Here is a 16,998-nt window from a genome sequence, read left to right as displayed (position 1 = left end):
CATTACGATGAATATCATTGCCATCCTCAACCACCTCGGCGTTTTCTTTAAAGAAGAGCCCATTCGCCAGCTGCAAGCTTCCCTCGAGCGCAAGGGTTTCGAGGTTGTTTATCCGGTCGACGTCGCCGACCTGCTGAAACTGATTGAGAAGAACCCGCGCGTTTGCGGCGCCATCTTCGACTGGGACAAATACTCTCTGGGTCTGTGCAAGGAAATCCACGATCGCAACGAGAAGCTGCCGATCTTCGCCTTCGCCAACGACCAGTCCACCCTGGACATTCACCTGACCGACCTGCGTCTGAACGTCCACTTCTTCGAGTACCGTCTCGGCATGGCTGACGACATCGCCCTCAAGATGGGTCAGGCCACTCAGGAGTATCAGGACGCCATCCTGCCGCCGTTCACCAAGGCACTGTTCAAATACGTGGAAGAGGGTAAATACACCTTCTGTACTCCGGGTCACATGGGTGGTACCGCCTTCCAGATGAGCCCGGCCGGCAGCATCTTCTATGACTTCTACGGCCCGAACGCGTTCAAGGCTGACGTCTCCATCTCCATGCCGGAGCTGGGCTCCCTGCTGGATCACTCCGGTCCGCACAAGGAAGCCGAAGAGTACATCGCCCGTACTTTCAACGCCGATCGCTCCTACATCGTTACCAACGGCACCTCCACTGCCAACAAGATCGTCGGCATGTACTCCGCGCCGGCCGGCAGCACCGTGCTGGTTGACCGCAACTGCCACAAGTCGCTCACTCACCTGATGATGATGAACGACGTGACGCCGATCTACTTCCGTCCGACCCGCAACGCCTACGGCATTCTGGGTGGTATCCCGCAGAGCGAGTTCAGCCGCGAAACCATCGCTGCCAAGGTTGCCGCGACACCGGGTGCCCAGGCTCCCCGTTACGCCGTCGTCACCAACTCCACCTATGATGGCCTGCTCTACAACACCGGCTTCATCAAGGAGAGTCTGGATACCCCTTACATCCACTTCGACAGTGCCTGGGTGCCTTACACCAACTTCAGCCCGATCTATGAAGGCAAGTGCGGCATGAGCGGTGAAGCGATGCCGGGCAAGGTGTTCTACGAAACCCAGTCCACCCACAAGCTGCTGGCGGCCTTCTCCCAGGCCTCGATGATCCACATCAAGGGTGACGTGGAGGAAGAGACCTTCAACGAAGCCTTCATGATGCACACCTCCACCTCGCCGCAGTACGGCATCGTGGCCTCTACCGAGATCTCTGCCGCCATGATGCGTGGCAACACCGGCAAGCGTCTGATCAAGGACTCCATCGATCGCGCCATCTCCTTCCGCAAAGAGATCAAGCGTCTGCGTGATCAGAGCGAAGGCTGGTTCTTCGACGTATGGCAGCCGGACAACATCGACACCGTCGAGTGCTGGAAGCTGGATCCGAAAGATGACTGGCACGGCTTCAAGGACATCGATGACAACCACATGTACCTGGATCCGATCAAGGTCACTCTGCTGACTCCGGGTATGGGTCGTGATGGCCAGCTGCTGGAGAAGGGCATCCCTGCCTCTCTGGTCTCCAAGTTCCTGGACGAGCGCGGCATCGTGGTCGAGAAGACTGGCCCTTACAACATGCTGTTCCTCTTCTCCATCGGTATCGATCAGTCCAAGGCGATGCAGCTGCTGCGTGCCCTGACCGAGTTCAAGCGTGGCTACGACCTGAACCTGACCATCAAGAGCATCCTGCCGAGCCTCTATCGTGAAGACCCGAGCTTCTACGAAGGGATGCGTATCCAGGAGCTGGCGCAGCGCATTCACGAGCTGACCAGCAAGTACCGTCTGCCGGAGCTGATGTTCAAGGCGTTCGACGTACTGCCGGAGATGAAGATGACTCCGCACGCCGCATGGCAGCAAGAGCTGGCCGGCAACGTGGTGGAAGTGCCGCTGCGTGACATGGTTGACCGCATCAGCGCCAACATGATCCTGCCGTATCCGCCGGGAGTACCGCTGGTTCTGCCGGGCGAGATGGTGACCCAGGATTCTCTGCCGGTGCTCGAGTTCCTCGAGATGCTGTGCGAGATCGGCGCCCACTACCCGGGCTTCGAGACCGACATCCACGGCCTCTATCGTCAGGCCGATGGCAGCTACACCGTCAAGGTGCTGCGTTAATCACAGTGACAACAACGGGCCGCAAGGCCCGTTTTTCCCTCCGGAATTTCTCTTTTCTTGCGTGAGTCATCATGAAGCGAGTGCTCTCCATTCAATCCCATGTGGTCTTTGGCTGTGCCGGAAACAGTGCCGCCGTCTTTCCCATGCGTCGCCTCGGCATCGAGGTGTGGCCGATGAACACGGTGCAGTTCTCCAACCACACCCAGTACAGTGAGGGGTGGCAGGGGATGGTGATGCCGGCGGGCCATATCGCCCAGCTGGTGGATGGGCTGGCGGAGATCGGCGTGCTGGCCCAGTGCGATGCGCTGCTCAGCGGCTACCTCGGCTCGGCCGAGCAGGGGGAGGAGATCCTGGCTGCGGTGGCCCGGCTCAAGGCGTGCAATCCCGGCGCCCTCTACTTCTGCGATCCCGTGATGGGTCACCCGGACAAGGGGTGCATAGTGGCGCCCGGCGTCACCGACTTTTTCCGGGAGCGGGCCTTGCCCCGCGCCGACCTGCTGGCCCCCAACCTGCTGGAGCTGGAGCAGCTGACCGGTCGCGACATCGGCAATGTCTCGCAGGCGCTGGCGGCGTGCCAGCAGCTGCGGGAGCAGGGGGTCAAGATGGTGCTGGTGAAACATCTGGGCAAGGCCGGCTTTGCCATGGACCGCTTCGAGATGCTGCTGGTGTGCGAGGAGGGGGCGTTTCACCTCTCGCGTCCGCTCTACCCCTTTGCCCGCCACCCCATCGGGGTCGGGGATCTGCTAAGCGCCACCATGTTGGCCAATCTGCTGGCCGGTTTCACACCGGTGGTGGCGTTCGAGCGCACCAACGCCAGTGTCGATGCAGTGCTGGCTCGCACCTGGCTGACGGGGGCCTACGAGCTGCAACTGGTGGCGGCCCAGCACGAAATGGCGTTGCCGCTGGTGCGTACCCGTGCCACTCGCCTTGAGTAGCAGCGTCGCCGATTCTGGATACAAAAAAGCCCTGCTGGTCAGGGCTTTTTCTATTTCTGAAGGATGTGGGTAGTCGCGCCTTAATCCTTGGGATCTTTGAGCGCCTCGATCACATCCTCCTTGGGGCCGAGTCCCTCGACATGGTTGAAGGTGTCGAGCCCCTCCTGCGCACTGATGGTAAAGGCGTCGGCACTCAGGTAGCTGCCGCTGCCGGCGCTCTCCATGATGACCACCAGCTCGGGCTGCTTGTCACCGTTGAGATCCAGCAATTTCAGCTCCTTGATGGAGCCATCGCGCGGCAGCACCTTGCCGTCGATGAACTGATCCAGCGGGAACTGGGGATTGGCGCCGGAGTAGAGGCGCACATCGTAGCTGCCGATGGAGGCGGGTTCACCGCGTCCTTCGGCCACCGTGATCACCTGACCGGAGGGGAGTGTCAGCTGTTTGAAGAAGCTCTCCGCTGCCTGGCCGGTCAAGGGCAGAGTGAGCAGACCGAGTGTCATCAGCAAGGTTTTCATAGGCGTTACCCTTGTTACTGCGGTGAGCGGCAGGGCCGTTCACTGACGTCAACGTATGGAGATGGGGCGTTGCCGACACATGGCATCCGCCCCTCTGTTATGCCTCACAAGAGGCGTGCATTACCAGATCTTCACCCGTTTCTGGGGCGGCAGATAGAGCTTGTCCCCCGGCTGGATGTTGAATGCCTCGTAGAAGGCGGGAATGTTCGGCACCACGCCGTTGACCCGGTACTCGGGGGGCGAGTGGGGGTCGGAGCGCAGCAGCATCTGCATCAGCTCGGGGCGATACATCCCCTTCCACACCTGCGCCCAGCCGAGGAAGAAGCGCTGCTCGCCGGTGAAGCCATCCAGCACCGGTGCCTCCTTGCCATCCAGCGACAGCTCGTAGGCCTTGTGGGCTATGGTGAGGCCGCCCAGATCGCCGATGTTCTCGCCCAGGGTGAACTGGCCGTTGACGAACTGGCCGTTGATAGGCTCGAAGCGGTTGTACTGGGCCACCAGCCGGCTGGTGCGGAAGCGGAACTCCTTGAGATCCTGCGGTGTCCACCAGTCGCGCATCATGCCGTCGCCGTCGGATTTGGCCCCCTGATCATCAAAACCGTGGCCCATCTCGTGGCCGATCACCCCGCCGATGGCGCCGTAGTTGACTGCGTCATCCGCTGTCATGTCGAAGAAGGGGGGCTGCAAAATGGCCGCCGGGAAGACGATCTCGTTGTTGCTCGGGTTGTAGTAGGCATTCACCGTCTGCGGCGACATGTGCCACTCCTCCCGGTCCACCGGCTTGCCGAGGCGAGCCAGATTGTCGGCATACTCGAAGGCTTGCGAGCGCTGCAGGTTGCCCACCAGATCGTCCGGTTTGATGGCGATGGCGCTGTAATCCTTCCACTTGTCCGGATAGCCGATCTTGGGTCGGAACTTGGCCAGTTTCTCGAGCGCCTGGGTTTTGGTCTCCGGCGACATCCAGTCGAGCTCTTCAATGCTCTGGCGATAGGCAGTGCGCAGGTTCTCCACCAGCTGCTCCATCCGCTCCTTGGCCGCAGGCGGGAAGTAGCGGGCCACATAGAGCTGGCCAACCGCCTCACCCAGATGATCGTTCAACACCCCCAGCCCACGCTCCCAGCTGGCTCGCTGTTTGGGTGTGCCGCTCAACGTGGTGCCGTAGAAGGCGAAGTTGGCCCGGTCGGTCTCGCTGTCGAGATAGGGGGCGTAGTCGGTCAGCAGCTGCCACTTGAGGTAGGCTTGCCAGTCGGCGATGGGGGTCTGGGCCATCACCTGATCCAGCGCGCTCAGATAGGTCGGCTGACCGATGATGAGCTCCGGCTGGGCGGCAATGCCGGCCGCATCGAGATAGGCTTGCCAGTCGAGGTGAGGGGCAAGACGTGCCAGTTCGCTGGCGGGGCGTTTGTTGTAGTTCTTCTCCCGATCCCGCAGCGCGACGTTGTCCCACTGGATGGTGGCGAGCCGGGTTTCGAGGGCCAGAATCCGCTTGGCTTTGCCGCTCGGGTCAGATTCCCCGAGGCGGCTCAGCATGGCGGCAATATGCTGCTGGTACTTCTGGCGCAGGGCCTGACTGTCGGGATCCTGCTTGAGGTAGTAGTCGCGATCCGGCAGCCCCAGCCCGCCCTGATATAGGTAGACCGCATAGCGATCCGGCGCCTTGGCGTCGGCATCGATCCAGATGCCGAACGGTGCGCCGCCGCCCATACGGCCACTTTGGGCAAAGGCGCGGGCCAGCGCCGCCTGATCACCGATCCGGTCGATGTCGGCCAGCGCCGGCGCCAGTGGGGTGAGCCCCTTGGCGTCGCGGCCAGCCTGATCCAGATAACTGGCGTAGAGATCGCGGATCTGCTGGGTCGGCGTGCCGGTAGCGGCCTGCTGATGGGCCAGCCCCTCGACCAGCACCCGCACATCGGCGAGGGATTTGTCCCGCAGCATGTAGAAGGCGCCATCGGCGGGGCGATCGTCGGGGATCTTGGCGGTGGCGAGCCACTTGCCGTTGACGTAGCGGAAGAAGTCATCGCCGGGTTTGACCCGGGTGTCCATATTGGCCAGCGCCAGTCCGGAGTGTTTCGGCGCGCTCTCGGGCGCCTGGCTGCAACCAGCCAACAGGGCCAGCCCGATAAGGCCGGCCAGAATGCTTTTCTTGTTGTTCATGGGATCTGATTCCACATCGGGTTGTTTGCTTCCCTGCCTGCGCCTCTTCTGAACTGGTGACTTTCGGGTCTGCACAGGCGAGCCCTACTCTAGGGTGGGTTGCCGTGCCGGCGCAAGCGGCGTCGTCAGGACGAGTGATCCCGAACGCGCCTCGAGTCGCCACAGTGCAGCTTGCCAGCCGCGACTCTGCTAAGATCGGCCGGTCCGTTTTGGGGAAGCCTATGATTTCTCATCTTTATTCTCGCTTTTGTCAGACTCTGCCAGAACCGGAAGGTTCCACTCGCCTGCTGGTGGCCTTCAGCGGTGGCCTCGACTCCACCCTGCTGCTGGCGCTGGCGGCGCAGTTTGCCCGTGAGCACGGCTTGCCGCTTCGGGCCCTGCACGTGCACCACGGTCTCAGCTCCCATGCTGACGAGTGGGTGGCTCACTGCGAGTCGGTCTGCCAGCTGCTGGCGGTGCCGCTCATTGTCGAGTGGGTAACCCTTGCCCGCGGCAATGGCGAGAGTATGGAGGCGCAGGCACGCACCGCCCGCTACCAGCGGCTGATGGCGCACATGACGGAGGGGGAGTGGCTGCTCACTGCCCACCATCAGGACGATCAGCTGGAGACTCTGCTGCTGGCCCTCAAGCGCGGCGCCGGTCTGCGCGGTCTGGCGGGGATCCTGCCAAGCCAGCCCTTTGCTGGTGGTCTGCTGCTGCGGCCGCTGCTCGATATCAGCCGGGCCGAACTGGCCAAGGTTGCCGCCACCCTGCCTTATGGTTGGGTCGAGGATGAGAGCAATCAGGATGTGAGTTATGACCGCAATTTTCTGCGCCAGCAGCTTATCCCCCAGCTCAAGGCGCGCTGGCCTGCCATTGCCCGCACCGCCGTCCGCAGTATGGCGTTGTGCGCCGAGCAGGAGGCGCTGCTGGACGAGCTGGCCGAGAGCGACTGGCAGCTGGCCGGCGAAGGGGAGGCGCTCCATATCGGCCCGCTGCATGCACTCTCGCCGACCCGGCGCAACAACCTGCTGCGCTACTGGATCCGCCGTCAGGGGGGGGAGATGCCATCGCGCGAGCAGCTTGCCCGGCTGTGGCAGGAGGTAGCGCTGGCGCGGCCCGATGCCAATCCGCAGCTCAACTGGGGCGACCTGAGTTGCCGCCGTTTTCAGGAGCGCCTCTATCTGGTTGCCCCGGATCTGCAACCTTGTCATCAGGTGTTGCCGTTGACGCCGGGCGAGCCGCTGACCCTGCCGGATGGGTTGGGTGAGCTGGTGGTGCGTATGGAGAAAGCGGGAGAGGGGGTGCTGCGTTTGCCCCGGCCACAGGAGTCTCTGTCGGTGCGCTTTGGCGTGGTGCCGGGGGCCATGCTGAAGCCGGTGGGACGTGGTGGCAGCCGACGGCTGAAGAAGCTGCTGCAAGAGTACGGCGTTCCTTCGTGGCAGCGGGGGCGGATCCCTATCCTCTACTATGGCGAGCAGGTAGCGGCTGTGGTCGGGCTTTTTGTCTGCGACGGATTTATGGCAGAGCAGGAGGGGCTTTCATGTCAATGGCAGACAAGGCAAGGGGGGTTGCTGTTGCCTGAGCAGGAACCTGAATAAAAAAGGGCTCCGGTCACATGGCTTGCATGTGCCGGAGCAAAGAAGAGTACCCGGTTATTCCGCGAGGCCGGCTTTGCCGGCTTTTTTGCGGGCGTAGAGGTGGCTGTCTGCCGCCTCGTAAAGAGCTTGTACACTGACGCCTGATTGCCAGCTGGCGGCCCCCAGACTGCAACCGACCGAGAAGGTGCTGAGTTCCTTGTTGGTCATCAGCATGTGCTGCAGGCGCAGCCAGACCGGGCGCCACGCCTCGGGTTCAGCCGGTTGCAACAGCAGGGCGAACTCATCCCCCCCGAGCCGGAAGGCCTGATCCGTACTGCGGATGCACCCCTTGAGCAGCTGGGCGAAGCGGCTCAGTACCAGATCTCCGACCGGGTGGCCCCAGGTGTCGTTGATCTGCTTGAAGCGGTCGAGATCGAGCAACACCAGCACCAGACCATGGGGCTCGCGGCTGTGCTGCTCGATGGCGCGGCCGATGGCTTCGTCAAAATAGGAGCGGTTGCCAAGGCCGGTCAGGTGATCGAGGCGTACCTGCTGATCCAGCTTCTCCAGCCGCATGTAGAGGGGCAGCAACAGGCTGAGCAGCTGATGGTACTGCAGCAGCACCCGTTGCTGGCTGCCGCTCAGCGGGTGTTCCAGCTCGTAGTGGAGTTGGCCGAGCAGCTGCTCATGCTGGCCGCGCAGCTCGAACAGGTAGCTGTGCAGGTTGAGGGTGGCCATCGGCGGGTGCTGGATCAGTACATGGGGGTGGCTACCGTCCATGTAGAGACTGTGGATCCTGACAATTTTTGCCGCTCTATCGGCAAAAGTTGTCAGCAGGCCGCCGAGCTCGTGCTGCCCCAGCAACTGCTCCAGCAACTGATTGCGTTCTACGCTGGGCAAGGGCGTGAGCCGCTCCATCTGGCGAACCCACTGCTCGATGCCATGGCTAAAGCCATTGAGTGACGATCTGTTTTCCATGGTCTTCCACCTGTAACCACTTGACTGCTCCCCTTCACCTGCAATTGGCATGCCCAATATATGTTTCCTGTGCCAAGGATCGGCTGACTAGACTTAAGTTGATAAAAAGGAGGGGAAAATTTGTACACAGACCTGTTGATCCTGCTCTTCGCCGCCGTCCTGCTGGTGGCAATTTTCCGACGCTTCGGCTTGCCGGTGATCCTTGCCTACCTGATTGCTGGCGTACTCTTGGGCCCGCACGGGCTGGCGGTGATCACCGGCCAGTCGATCATGCAGACCATCGCCGAGCTCGGGATCGTCTTTCTGATGTTCTCGCTGGGGCTGGAGTTCTCCCTCCCCAAGCTGCTGGCGATGCGCTATCTGGTGTTGGGAGTAGGCGGCTTGCAGGTGCTGCTCACCTCGCTGCTCTTCTTCTGGTTTGGCTGGCATCTGGGGCTGAGCCTGGCGCAGGCGCTGGTGGTGGGGGGCACGCTGGCGCTCTCCTCGACGGCGGTGGTGATCAAGCAGCTGGGCGAGCAGAAGCAACTCCATACCCGTCGTGCCCAGTTGGGGGTGAGTGTGCTGCTGTTTCAGGATCTGGCGGTGGTGCCCCTGCTGGTGATGATCCCCATTCTGGCCGAGCCACAGGTGCAGGGCAGCGCGTTGGCTGCCGAGATCGCATGGGCAATTCTCAAGGGGCTCTTCGCCCTGTTGAGCCTGCTGGCGGTGGGCAAGTGGCTGTTGCCGCTGCTGTTTCACGAGGTGGCGCGGGCCCGCTCCGATGAACTGTTCGTGCTGAGCGCCCTGCTGGTTGCGCTGCTGGCCGCTTTCATGACCTATTCGCTCGGTCTCTCGATGGCGTTGGGGGCCTTTCTGGCCGGCATGATGCTGGGGGAGTCCCACTATCGCCATCAGCTTGAGGTGGACATCAAGCCCTTTCGCGACGTGCTGATGGGGCTCTTTTTCATCACCATCGGGATGAACATGGACTGGGTACTGGTGGCACAGGCATGGTGGCAGGTGTTGCTCTGTGTGGTGGTGCTGGTGCTGTGCAAATCCCTGCTGGTGTTGCTGGCTGGCCGACTGATGGGGGAGCGCAAGCGCGACAGCATGGCGGCTGGCATCATGTTGAGCCAGGTGGGGGAGTTCGGTTTTGTGCTGCTGGCGCTGGCACTCCACCACGGTCTGCTGGATCCGCAGCTGGTCTCCCGATTGATCGGCATCGGCATCATCTCCATCGCCATGACCCCCTGGCTGGTTACTCAGGCCCACTCGCTGGCCCGCAGTCTGACCGATCCGGCGCTGTTGACCCGCTCCGAAGTCGCCCAGTCGGGGCTCAGCAAGAGTCAGCACGTCATCATCGCCGGGTTTGGCCGGGCGGGACAGACCTGCGCCCGTTTTCTCAAGCTCGAGGAGATCCCGTTTCTGGCGCTCGACCTTGACCCCGAGCGGGTGAGCGAAGCAAAGCAGGCAGGGGAGCAGGTGGCCTTTGGCGATGCCAGCCGGCGTGACATCCTGCTGGCGGCCGGTCTGCTGCGGGCCCGCCTGGTGATCATCACCTTCGACGATCGCAAGCGGGTGGAGGCGATGCTGGCGCTGATCCGCGAGCTGGCGGGGGAGCTCAAGGTGCTGGTACGCACCCGGGATGACAGCTTTCTGGAGCAGTACAAGCAGGCGGGGGCCTTCGAGGTGATCCCGGAGTCTCAGGAGGGGGCCCTGATGCTGGTCTCCCATCTACTGGTCAATTGCGACATTCCCCTCGGGCGGGTGATCCGGCGCATGGAGCATGAGCGCAGCAGCCAGTATCGCTTTCTGCACGGTTTCTACTGGGGGGATCAGAGCGCCAACAATCTGGAAGCAGATCAGCTGCTGGAGCGCCTCCACCCATTGATGCTGCATGATCAGGCGTGGGCTGTGGGGCGCGAAGTGCGGGAGTTGCCGCTGGATGAGGTGAGGATCAAGGAGATTCAGCGTGGCGATCAGATGCTGGAGCCTCGGGATGAGCTGACCCTGCAGGCTGGTGATCGGCTGATCCTGTTTGGTACCGCAGTCGCCATCGAGCAGGCGGAGCAGCGCCTGCTGGAGGGGCGCTGAGAAGGGTTACTCTTTTTCCCTCGGCTGAGGCTCGATGCCGAGAAAGTCGATCACCCTGGCCTGCTCCCTCAGGGTGTCCCGATAGCCCAGCTTGATCAGCTGCTGGCAATAGCCCGGATAAAACATCAAAAAGCTGGCCAGACTGCTGGTCTCATCCCCCTTCACCCCCAACACGCGCAACAGGCGGCGCAACTGCACCGGCAGCTTGCGCAGATAGGCCAGCGCGATGGCATCGAGGTCTTCGCTTGGCTTGAGCACGCAGGTCTCCACCCGCTTCAGTTTGAGGCGATTGCGCTCCCGCTCCGGAATAAGATCCAGAGTCTGGTTGATGCGCCACAGCCGCTCCAGATCGGAGTTGAGGGTGTCGGTAAAGACGGTATCGAGCAGATGGCTGGCGATATTGGAGCTGGTGAGGTGGCCGTGATGATGGGTCGGTGCCGAGTGCGCCGGTGGATCCAGCGTGATCAGCAGGATCCGCTCTGCCCCCAGATGGATGGCGGGGCTGAGCGGGCTCAGCTGATGGATGGAGCCGTCGCCGTAGAACTTGTCGCCGATATGGGTCGCCGGAAAGACAAAGGGGAGCGCCGAGGAGGCGAGCAGATGATCCGAGGTGAGCAGGGTGCGCACCCCGCGCCGTCTGGCCCGCTCCCAAGGATGGTGGTCGGCTCGCCCCTGAAAGAAGGTGGTGGAGAGGCCGTCGTCGTAATCGGATGCTGTGATGGCGAGCGCCTCCAGACTGCCGTAGAGGATGTTGTCATCGATGCGGTGATAGTCGATGAACTGATCCAGCAGGCGGCGCAGCGGCGCGTTGTCGAACAGATGAAAGGCGTGGTTGGTGTCGGGATTGATGAGGCCGGCCGAGCCTTCGTACATCAGTCGCCACAGCAGGCGCCCCGGGTGAAAATCGAAGATGTGGTGGGTTTCGAAGCGGCGCCAGACCCACTCCAGCTTGCGCACCCCCAGATGAAAGCTGGAGGCGTAGCAGGCGAGCGCGGTGACGTTGATGGCCCCGGCCGAGGTACCGCACAGAATGGGAAAGGGGATGCCGAGATTGCGCGGATAGAGCTCCGCCACGGCCTTGAGGGCACCGACCTGATAGGCGGCGCGCGCTCCGCCTCCGGTGAGCAACAACGCTGTATTGGGTCTGGCCATATGCTGGCGCCTTATAGTGTTCTGACAAGGATGCTCCCACTGACAAATTAACTATAAGGCGCTGTATCAAATATAAAAACGGGCGCTTTCCCGTTTTTTTCATGGCCCCCGGTCAAAGGGCCCGGAGAGGATTTTCCGGTCGTGCCAGCTGATCGAAGGCGGCGAATACCGGCGCACTGGCAAGAATGCGACCGTGGCCCAGACCCCGGGTGCTCACCAGCCGGGTATGCCCATCCTGGCTGGCGCGCAGGGAGTCGCTATGGGGGGCGAATCTGTCCTCTTCATCGTGCACTATGATGGCCTCACCGCTGCGGTTGGCAAGGCGACCCAGTGGATCGACCGTGCTCAAGGGGTGCTGATACTCCTGTTCAATCTCCTTGACCACCGCATCGAACAGCCGGATGGAGTAGCCGGAGCGTGCCACCATGCCGTATAGCTGGGGCACATAGTCGAGCACCGGCGAGATGAGCAGCAGCGGCAGCCCGTCAAGATGCTGCTGGCGGCTGGAGAGGGTGACGGCGCCCCCCATGCTGTGGGCGATAACCCCATGGACAGGGCCCACTTCCGTAGCCAGCCGGGCGGCCAGTTCGTCGAAGGCGCGCACGAAGCGGGGCAGGTGGCCGGTATGGCCGGCGCTGTGGCCGTGGGCCGGGTGATCGTAGGCAATGGCCGTAAAACCCTGCGCAGCGATATGGCTCATCAGCGGATAGAACTGGCTGGCACTGCCTGACCAGCCGTGCATCAGCAGCCAGAGCGGCCCCTGACCGAGCCGGTAGCTCATCAGCGTCCCTTCGCTGGTATGGACGGCCTGCTTGACCAGACCGGCTGGCGCTGCGTTGTCCCGCTGGTTGCGCTGGGGGGTCAGCAGCAACTTGCTGGCGGTGCGCTTGGCATGGCCGGGTGCCAGGGTATGGTGCAATCGGGTGCCGATCCCCAGCAGCCATTTGCTCGGGCTGAAGCGGCGGGTGTTGAAGTAGATCTTGCTGCTCATGGTCATCCTGTGGTTTTTATGTGCGAACGGTCGTGCTTTTTTGTCGGTTTTAAAAAAGGATTGCCAGGAGATCAGCACCAGCTGGCGAGCAGATCTTCCACTTCGGGCCAGAAGTGGCGGGCCGGATCCTGACACAGATTGAGGGCGTTGAACACCTGATCCGCCAGATAGAGGCCATAGAGGCGGTAGACGGCACGCCAGGGATCCATCCCCTCGCGCCACTCCCCCTCCAGCTGTCCCTGTGCGACCTGACGAGCCAGATAGTCGAGCCAGAAGCGCACCAGCTGGCGGGCGGCCTGCTGTACCTCGCCCTCCTGCGCCGAAGTCCAGGCATCGAGAAACATGCAGCGTCCGGCAAAGCTCTGGTTCCAGGCGAGCCAGGCCTGCAACAGGGCGATCAGCTTGTCGTGCTGGCTCTGGTGTTCCTGCTGGCGCACCGGCTGGATCACCCGCTCGCGAAACACTTCGGCAGCGTACTCCAGCACGGCGATCTGCAGATTGTCGCGAGAGTGGAAGTGGGCGAACAGGCCGCTTTTCGACATCTCGCAGGCATTGGCCAGCGAGCCGATGGTCAGGCTCTCCAGCCCTTGCTGGCTCGCCTGCTCGAAGGCTGTCTGCAAAATGTTTTCCCGGGTCAGGCGCCCCTTGCTCATCACGATCTCCTCATGGCTGGTGGCAGCATAAAGTACGATCGTGCTATTTGTCGAGCGGCAGATAAGTGGCGGGCTGGATGGGAGGGCTCAACCCTCCTTGATATCCATCTGCTGCAACGCGATGACCGCCTGAGTACGGTTCTTGACGCCCAGTTTGCGGAAAATCGCCGTGATATGGGCCTTGATAGTGGCCTCGGAGACATTGAGCTCCCAGGCAATCTGCTTGTTGAGGCTGCCATCGCGCAGCATGATCAGCACCTTGTACTGCTGGGGGGTGAGGCTGGCCAGCTTGCTGGCGAAATCGGGGCCATCTTCCGATTCGGGATGGAGCGAGATCCCCTCCGGCACCCAGTTATCGCCCCCGATCACCGTATTGAGGGCGGTGACCAGCTCCTTCATCGGCGCCGATTTGGGGATGAAGCCGAGCGCGCCAAGGCGCAGTACCTGCTGGATGATGGCAGGGTCCTCCGAGGCGGATACCACCACGACCGGCAGGTCGGGATACTGGCCGCGCAGGTGAGCCAGCCCTTCAAAGCCGTTGGCGCCCGGCATCTTGAGATCGAGCAGCAGCAGGTCGACCTCCGGATGCTCGCCGAGGAGGTGGGTAAGGCTGTCGATGGAGTCCGCTTCCAGCAGATGGGCATCGTTGATGGCCATGTGCACCGCTTGATAGAGGGCGCCCCGAAACAGGGGGTGGTCATCTGCGATGACGATGGTAAATTGGCTGTCCATATCTCAGTTAATGGCTCACATGGTTGCTAACTGATTGTTTTGAAAAATCAAACTAGCATCGCTCATCGGGAGGGTCAAACCTGCCTGTGCGCAAATGTGAAGCGGGCGCCGGATGTCGTGCCAAGAGGCCGACGGGGCGCAAAGCGCAAGTCCCTGCAGGAGGCAAAGATGGGAGTTCTGGTATTGACGGTGGGCACGGGTTCCACCTGGGCGATGCGGGCGGCACTGGTGCTGGCCATGAGCGGCCTGGCATGGCAGGAGCAGGTGTTCGATCTGGAAGATGCCAAGTCGTTGGTGCGGCTCAAGCGGGTGGCGCCGGCCGGGCTGGTGCCCTGGCTCGAACACGATGGCGTGCGGGTACACGACTCGCTGGCTATCGCCGAATATGTTCACGAGCTGTGCCCCGATCGCCAGCTCTATCCCGCATCTCAGGCTGAGCGGGCTCTGGCTCGCAGCCTCTGCGCCGAGTTGCACGCCGGTTTTCGCCAGATCCGCACTCTGCTGCCCTTCTTTCTTGGTGCTCCCACCCGCAGCGAGCCGCCGGTTGAGGCGGTGGGCGAACTGGCCCGTTTGCAGGAGATCTGGTCGCAGGCGCGGGGCCCCTTCTACTTTGGCGAGGCGGGCATTGTCGACGCCTTCTATGCGGTGATGGCCTACCGGCTGGCCAGCTATGGCATCCAGTTGCCCGGTCAGGCGGGGGTCTATCAGCAGGCACTGCTGGCCTGGCCGTTGTGGCAGGAGACCCTGGTCAAAGCGCGCCTGCAGTGGCCGTCGGCTGTACGCCAGACGCAGTAAGCCGATAAACGTGCAAAAGAGAGGGGAGCCACTGGCTCCCCTCTCTTGTTTTCTCTGCCTTCTTCGCCTCTATTGTTGCCGGCCGGCGAACACGATAACCACCTTGTCATTCCCCTTCTCTCGCACGAAGGCATAGGGGCTGTCGGCCAGCTTCTTGTGACTGCCCGCCGCCACCGCCGGGTGGGCGGCACGGAACTGGCCGAGCCGCTGCCAGTGCTTGACCAGCTCGGCCTTGTCGCCGCTGGCCAGCTCCTGCCAGTTCATGTCCGAGCGCAGTGCCTGATCGAACACGCCGCCATCCCTGGCTAGCCCGCGGCCGGACTCATCGCCGTAGTAGATCTGGATACCGCCCGGCAGCAGCATGAAGCTGCTGGCGACCCGGCGCTGCAGCGGCACGTCCTGATAGTCGCCGAAGAACAGTTTGGTGTCGTGGGAGCTGATGTAGCTCAGCACATTGAACTCGGGATCCTGATTGATGCGGCTGGCGTAGCTGGCATAGGTGGGCTCGGCGCTGGCCAGACACTGGGCCTGGGGCAGGGCGAACTCGCGCTGGTAGTCGAAGTTGATCAGCGAATCGAAGCCGTTCTGATACCAGAAATCCTTGGCGACCCCGTGATCCCACACCTCGCCCACCATGTAGAAGGGCAGGTCGTCGAGTTTCTTGGTCGGGTTGGCGGCCTTCCACTCCTTGAGGGCTGCCGTGCCCGCCTGTTTGAGCTTTGCCCACACCTCGGGCTCCAGATGCTTGACGGTGTCGGCCCGAAAACCGTCGATGCCAAAGCGGCGTACCCAGTCGGTGTGCCAGGCGATGAGATAGTCGCTCACGGTGGCGTTGGGCAACACTTTGGCCTTGGTATCTTTTTTTGCCGCCAACAGCGGCGGCAGCCCCACCGGCTTGGTGGATTCGGTCAGAAAGTCCGGCAGCCCCGCCACCGAGCCGGTGACGTCGTCGGTGCCAGGCTGCGGGTAGCCGGGCAGACCGGCGCGCACCCAGCCACCGCTCCACCATTTGTCCCACTTCGGCGACTGGTAGTCGATGAACTGGTTGTAGCCATGCCAGTTGAGGCCACCGCTCGGGCGCCACTGGTTCCAGACGGTCGGCAGCTTGGCTGTGTTCTGGGTCAGCTCGGTGAGCCCCAAATCCTGCAGGTCAGCGAGGGTGGCGTAACCTGCATGGTTCATCACCACGTCGAGGATGATGCGCATGCCGCGCTTGTGCGCCTCGTCCACCAGGGTTTTCAGACTCTCTTCATCGCCGTAGTTGGGGTCAATCTTGGTGAAGTCGAGCGCCCAGTAGCCGTGATAGGCGTAGAAGGGGAAGTTGCCCTGCTCGCCGCCGCCGATGAAACCGTGCACCTGCTCCACCATGGGGGTGATCCAGACGGCGTTGATGCCGAGCTGCTTGATGTAGTCGAGCTTGGCGGTCAGCCCCTTGAAGTCACCGCCGTGCCAGGTGGCCACTTCATCCTGACCATCCTTCTGGCGCTCGAAGCTGTGATCATTGGCGGGCTCGCCATTGTTGAAGCGGTCGGTCAGCAGGAAATAGACACTCGCCTGATCCCAGCTGAATGGCGCTGGCTTGGTTGCCTTGACCGGCTCGAGCAGCAGCAGGCCGCCGCTCTCTTTGCTCGGCGTCAGGGTCAGCTTGCCGCCCTTGACCACGCCCTCCTGGCCGGAGTAGGCATCCCGCAACCGGGTGCCGTCGGGCCAGACTCCTTTCAGGGATAGGGTAACCGGCCCGCCATCCCAGCTGATGCAGGGCTCCTCTGGCGGCTGGCGTTTGAACTCGCTCTTTTTGGTCGCCCGCAGCACCTTGAGGCTGGGGGTATCCGGGTTGAAGGTGAACTGATAATCCCCCGCCAGCATCACGCGCAGGTTAAAGCTCTGCCCCTTGCTGCACTTGTCCATCGGCTGGGCGGTGCCGAAGGGGAGCGGTTTGCTCTCACTCGGGCCAAAGCTGGTACCGCAACTGTTGCCCGCGTCGCTGATGCGGATCTGGTGGCTCCCCCTGGTGAGGGTGTGGGTCAGCTCTACCATCCCCTTGTCCAGGGTGATTGGAGTCGCTACCGGCTGGCCATCCACATAGAGGTGAACCTCGGGGGCGGCCATGGCCTGACCGAACAACAGAGGGCTGGCCAGCAGGGCGAGCCAGAGAGGGGATAAGTTGGGAGCGCGACGCATAAGCCATTCCTTGAGCAGGGCAGTTCGGACAAAGGCCCATTCTAGGAGGAGCAAAGAGAGCCTTGGATCGGCAAAATGCCGATTTGTGACATCAGTTCAAATGGTTACGTTTTCAAGCAGAGCAAAGTGTGACGGGG

Annotated in this window: 13 protein-coding genes; 5 read left to right on the top strand and 8 right to left on the bottom strand. The window is 62.3% G+C overall.

All coding sequences use genetic code 11. The features are described 5' to 3' along the window. Window positions 1-7 precede the first annotated feature (7 nt). A complete protein-coding gene (locus tag BS300_RS08640) occupies window positions 8-2,140 on the top strand; it encodes a lysine decarboxylase CadA (protein ID WP_043849356.1) in 2,133 nt (710 codons plus the stop codon). Between the two features lie 71 nt (window positions 2,141-2,211). After that, window positions 2,212-3,075 carry a pyridoxal kinase PdxY gene (gene pdxY / locus BS300_RS08635; protein WP_033115795.1) on the top strand — a complete coding sequence of 288 codons (864 nt, stop codon included), beginning with the start codon at window positions 2,212-2,214 and terminating at the stop codon, window positions 3,073-3,075. 80 nt (window positions 3,076-3,155) lie between these two features. On the opposite strand, the gene BS300_RS08630 is transcribed toward pdxY, so the two are convergent. Both BS300_RS08630 and BS300_RS08625 read right to left on the bottom strand, forming a co-directional pair. Next, on the bottom strand, window positions 3,156-3,593 hold the full coding sequence (locus tag BS300_RS08630; RefSeq protein ID WP_005347855.1) for a PliI family lysozyme inhibitor of I-type lysozyme: 438 nt from the start codon (window positions 3,591-3,593) through the stop codon (window positions 3,156-3,158). Between the two features lie 120 nt (window positions 3,594-3,713). Then, window positions 3,714-5,747, bottom strand: a complete 2,034-nt coding sequence (locus BS300_RS08625) for a M13-type metalloendopeptidase (protein ID WP_071912178.1) — start codon at window positions 5,745-5,747, stop codon at window positions 3,714-3,716. A gap of 221 nt (window positions 5,748-5,968) precedes the next feature. Between BS300_RS08625 and tilS the strand changes: the two genes are divergently transcribed. Continuing rightward, complete coding sequence (tilS, locus tag BS300_RS08620; RefSeq protein ID WP_071912176.1) at window positions 5,969-7,327, top strand: tRNA lysidine(34) synthetase TilS; 1,359 nt, start codon at window positions 5,969-5,971, stop codon at window positions 7,325-7,327. A 54-nt stretch (window positions 7,328-7,381) separates the two neighbouring features. Here tilS and BS300_RS08615 read toward each other — a convergent pair whose 3' ends face one another. Beyond that, window positions 7,382-8,284 carry a GGDEF domain-containing protein gene (locus BS300_RS08615; RefSeq protein ID WP_033115791.1) on the bottom strand — a complete coding sequence of 301 codons (903 nt, stop codon included), beginning with the start codon at window positions 8,282-8,284 and terminating at the stop codon, window positions 7,382-7,384. 120 nt (window positions 8,285-8,404) lie between these two features. Here BS300_RS08615 and BS300_RS08610 point away from each other — a divergent pair, with 120 nt between their 5' ends. Beyond that, window positions 8,405-10,357, top strand: coding sequence for a monovalent cation:proton antiporter family protein (locus tag BS300_RS08610; protein WP_071912173.1), 1,953 nt, complete (start codon window positions 8,405-8,407; stop codon window positions 10,355-10,357). Window positions 10,358-10,363: 6 nt separating this feature from the next. Here the strand turns inward: BS300_RS08610 and BS300_RS08605 are convergent, their stop codons facing one another. The 4 genes from BS300_RS08605 to BS300_RS08590 form a co-directional block, all read right to left on the bottom strand. Continuing rightward, window positions 10,364-11,509 (bottom strand): patatin-like phospholipase family protein, encoded by a 1,146-nt coding sequence (locus tag BS300_RS08605; protein ID WP_071912170.1) that lies wholly within the window; start codon window positions 11,507-11,509, stop codon window positions 10,364-10,366. Window positions 11,510-11,621: 112 nt separating this feature from the next. Then, window positions 11,622-12,500 carry an alpha/beta hydrolase gene (locus BS300_RS08600; protein ID WP_071912167.1) on the bottom strand — a complete coding sequence of 293 codons (879 nt, stop codon included), beginning with the start codon at window positions 12,498-12,500 and terminating at the stop codon, window positions 11,622-11,624. A gap of 71 nt (window positions 12,501-12,571) precedes the next feature. Then, entirely contained in the window at window positions 12,572-13,153 is a 582-nt protein-coding gene (locus BS300_RS08595) for a TetR/AcrR family transcriptional regulator (protein WP_033115788.1), read from the bottom strand. Window positions 13,154-13,240: 87 nt separating this feature from the next. Then, window positions 13,241-13,885, bottom strand: coding sequence for a response regulator transcription factor (locus tag BS300_RS08590; protein ID WP_033115787.1), 645 nt, complete (start codon window positions 13,883-13,885; stop codon window positions 13,241-13,243). Between the two features lie 168 nt (window positions 13,886-14,053). Between BS300_RS08590 and BS300_RS08585 the strand changes: the two genes are divergently transcribed. Continuing rightward, the gene (locus BS300_RS08585; protein ID WP_071912165.1) at window positions 14,054-14,680 is read left to right on the top strand and encodes a glutathione S-transferase; all 627 of its coding nucleotides are present in this window, start codon (window positions 14,054-14,056) and stop codon (window positions 14,678-14,680) included. A 69-nt stretch (window positions 14,681-14,749) separates the two neighbouring features. Here BS300_RS08585 and BS300_RS08580 read toward each other — a convergent pair whose 3' ends face one another. After that, window positions 14,750-16,861 carry an alpha-amylase gene (locus tag BS300_RS08580; protein ID WP_071912163.1) on the bottom strand — a complete coding sequence of 704 codons (2,112 nt, stop codon included), beginning with the start codon at window positions 16,859-16,861 and terminating at the stop codon, window positions 14,750-14,752. Window positions 16,862-16,998: the final 137 nt, after the last annotated feature.

This window comes from Aeromonas sp. SCS5, assembly GCF_001887375.1.
In the GTDB taxonomy this organism is placed as follows: Bacteria; Pseudomonadota; Gammaproteobacteria; order Enterobacterales; family Aeromonadaceae; genus Aeromonas; species Aeromonas jandaei.
Note: the sequence above shows the minus strand (reverse complement) of the source record. Positions and strands in the feature narration are given on the sequence as shown.

Bases quoted from the DNA above. Each gene is read 5' to 3' on its own strand.
- BS300_RS08640 (WP_043849356.1), top strand. From the start codon at position 8: ATGAATATCATTGCCATCCTCAACCACCTCGGCGTTTTCTTTAAAGAA.
- pdxY (WP_033115795.1), top strand. From the start codon at position 2,212: ATGAAGCGAGTGCTCTCCATTCAATCCCATGTGGTCTTTGGCTGTGCC.
- BS300_RS08630 (WP_005347855.1), bottom strand. From the start codon at position 3,593: ATGAAAACCTTGCTGATGACACTCGGTCTGCTCACTCTGCCCTTGACC.
- BS300_RS08625 (WP_071912178.1), bottom strand. From the start codon at position 5,747: ATGAACAACAAGAAAAGCATTCTGGCCGGCCTTATCGGGCTGGCCCTG.
- tilS (WP_071912176.1), top strand. From the start codon at position 5,969: ATGATTTCTCATCTTTATTCTCGCTTTTGTCAGACTCTGCCAGAACCG.
- BS300_RS08615 (WP_033115791.1), bottom strand. From the start codon at position 8,284: ATGGAAAACAGATCGTCACTCAATGGCTTTAGCCATGGCATCGAGCAG.
- BS300_RS08605 (WP_071912170.1), bottom strand. From the start codon at position 11,509: ATGGCCAGACCCAATACAGCGTTGTTGCTCACCGGAGGCGGAGCGCGC.
- BS300_RS08600 (WP_071912167.1), bottom strand. From the start codon at position 12,500: ATGAGCAGCAAGATCTACTTCAACACCCGCCGCTTCAGCCCGAGCAAA.
- BS300_RS08595 (WP_033115788.1), bottom strand. From the start codon at position 13,153: ATGAGCAAGGGGCGCCTGACCCGGGAAAACATTTTGCAGACAGCCTTC.
- BS300_RS08590 (WP_033115787.1), bottom strand. From the start codon at position 13,885: ATGGACAGCCAATTTACCATCGTCATCGCAGATGACCACCCCCTGTTT.
- BS300_RS08585 (WP_071912165.1), top strand. From the start codon at position 14,054: ATGGGAGTTCTGGTATTGACGGTGGGCACGGGTTCCACCTGGGCGATG.
- BS300_RS08580 (WP_071912163.1), bottom strand. From the start codon at position 16,861: ATGCGTCGCGCTCCCAACTTATCCCCTCTCTGGCTCGCCCTGCTGGCC.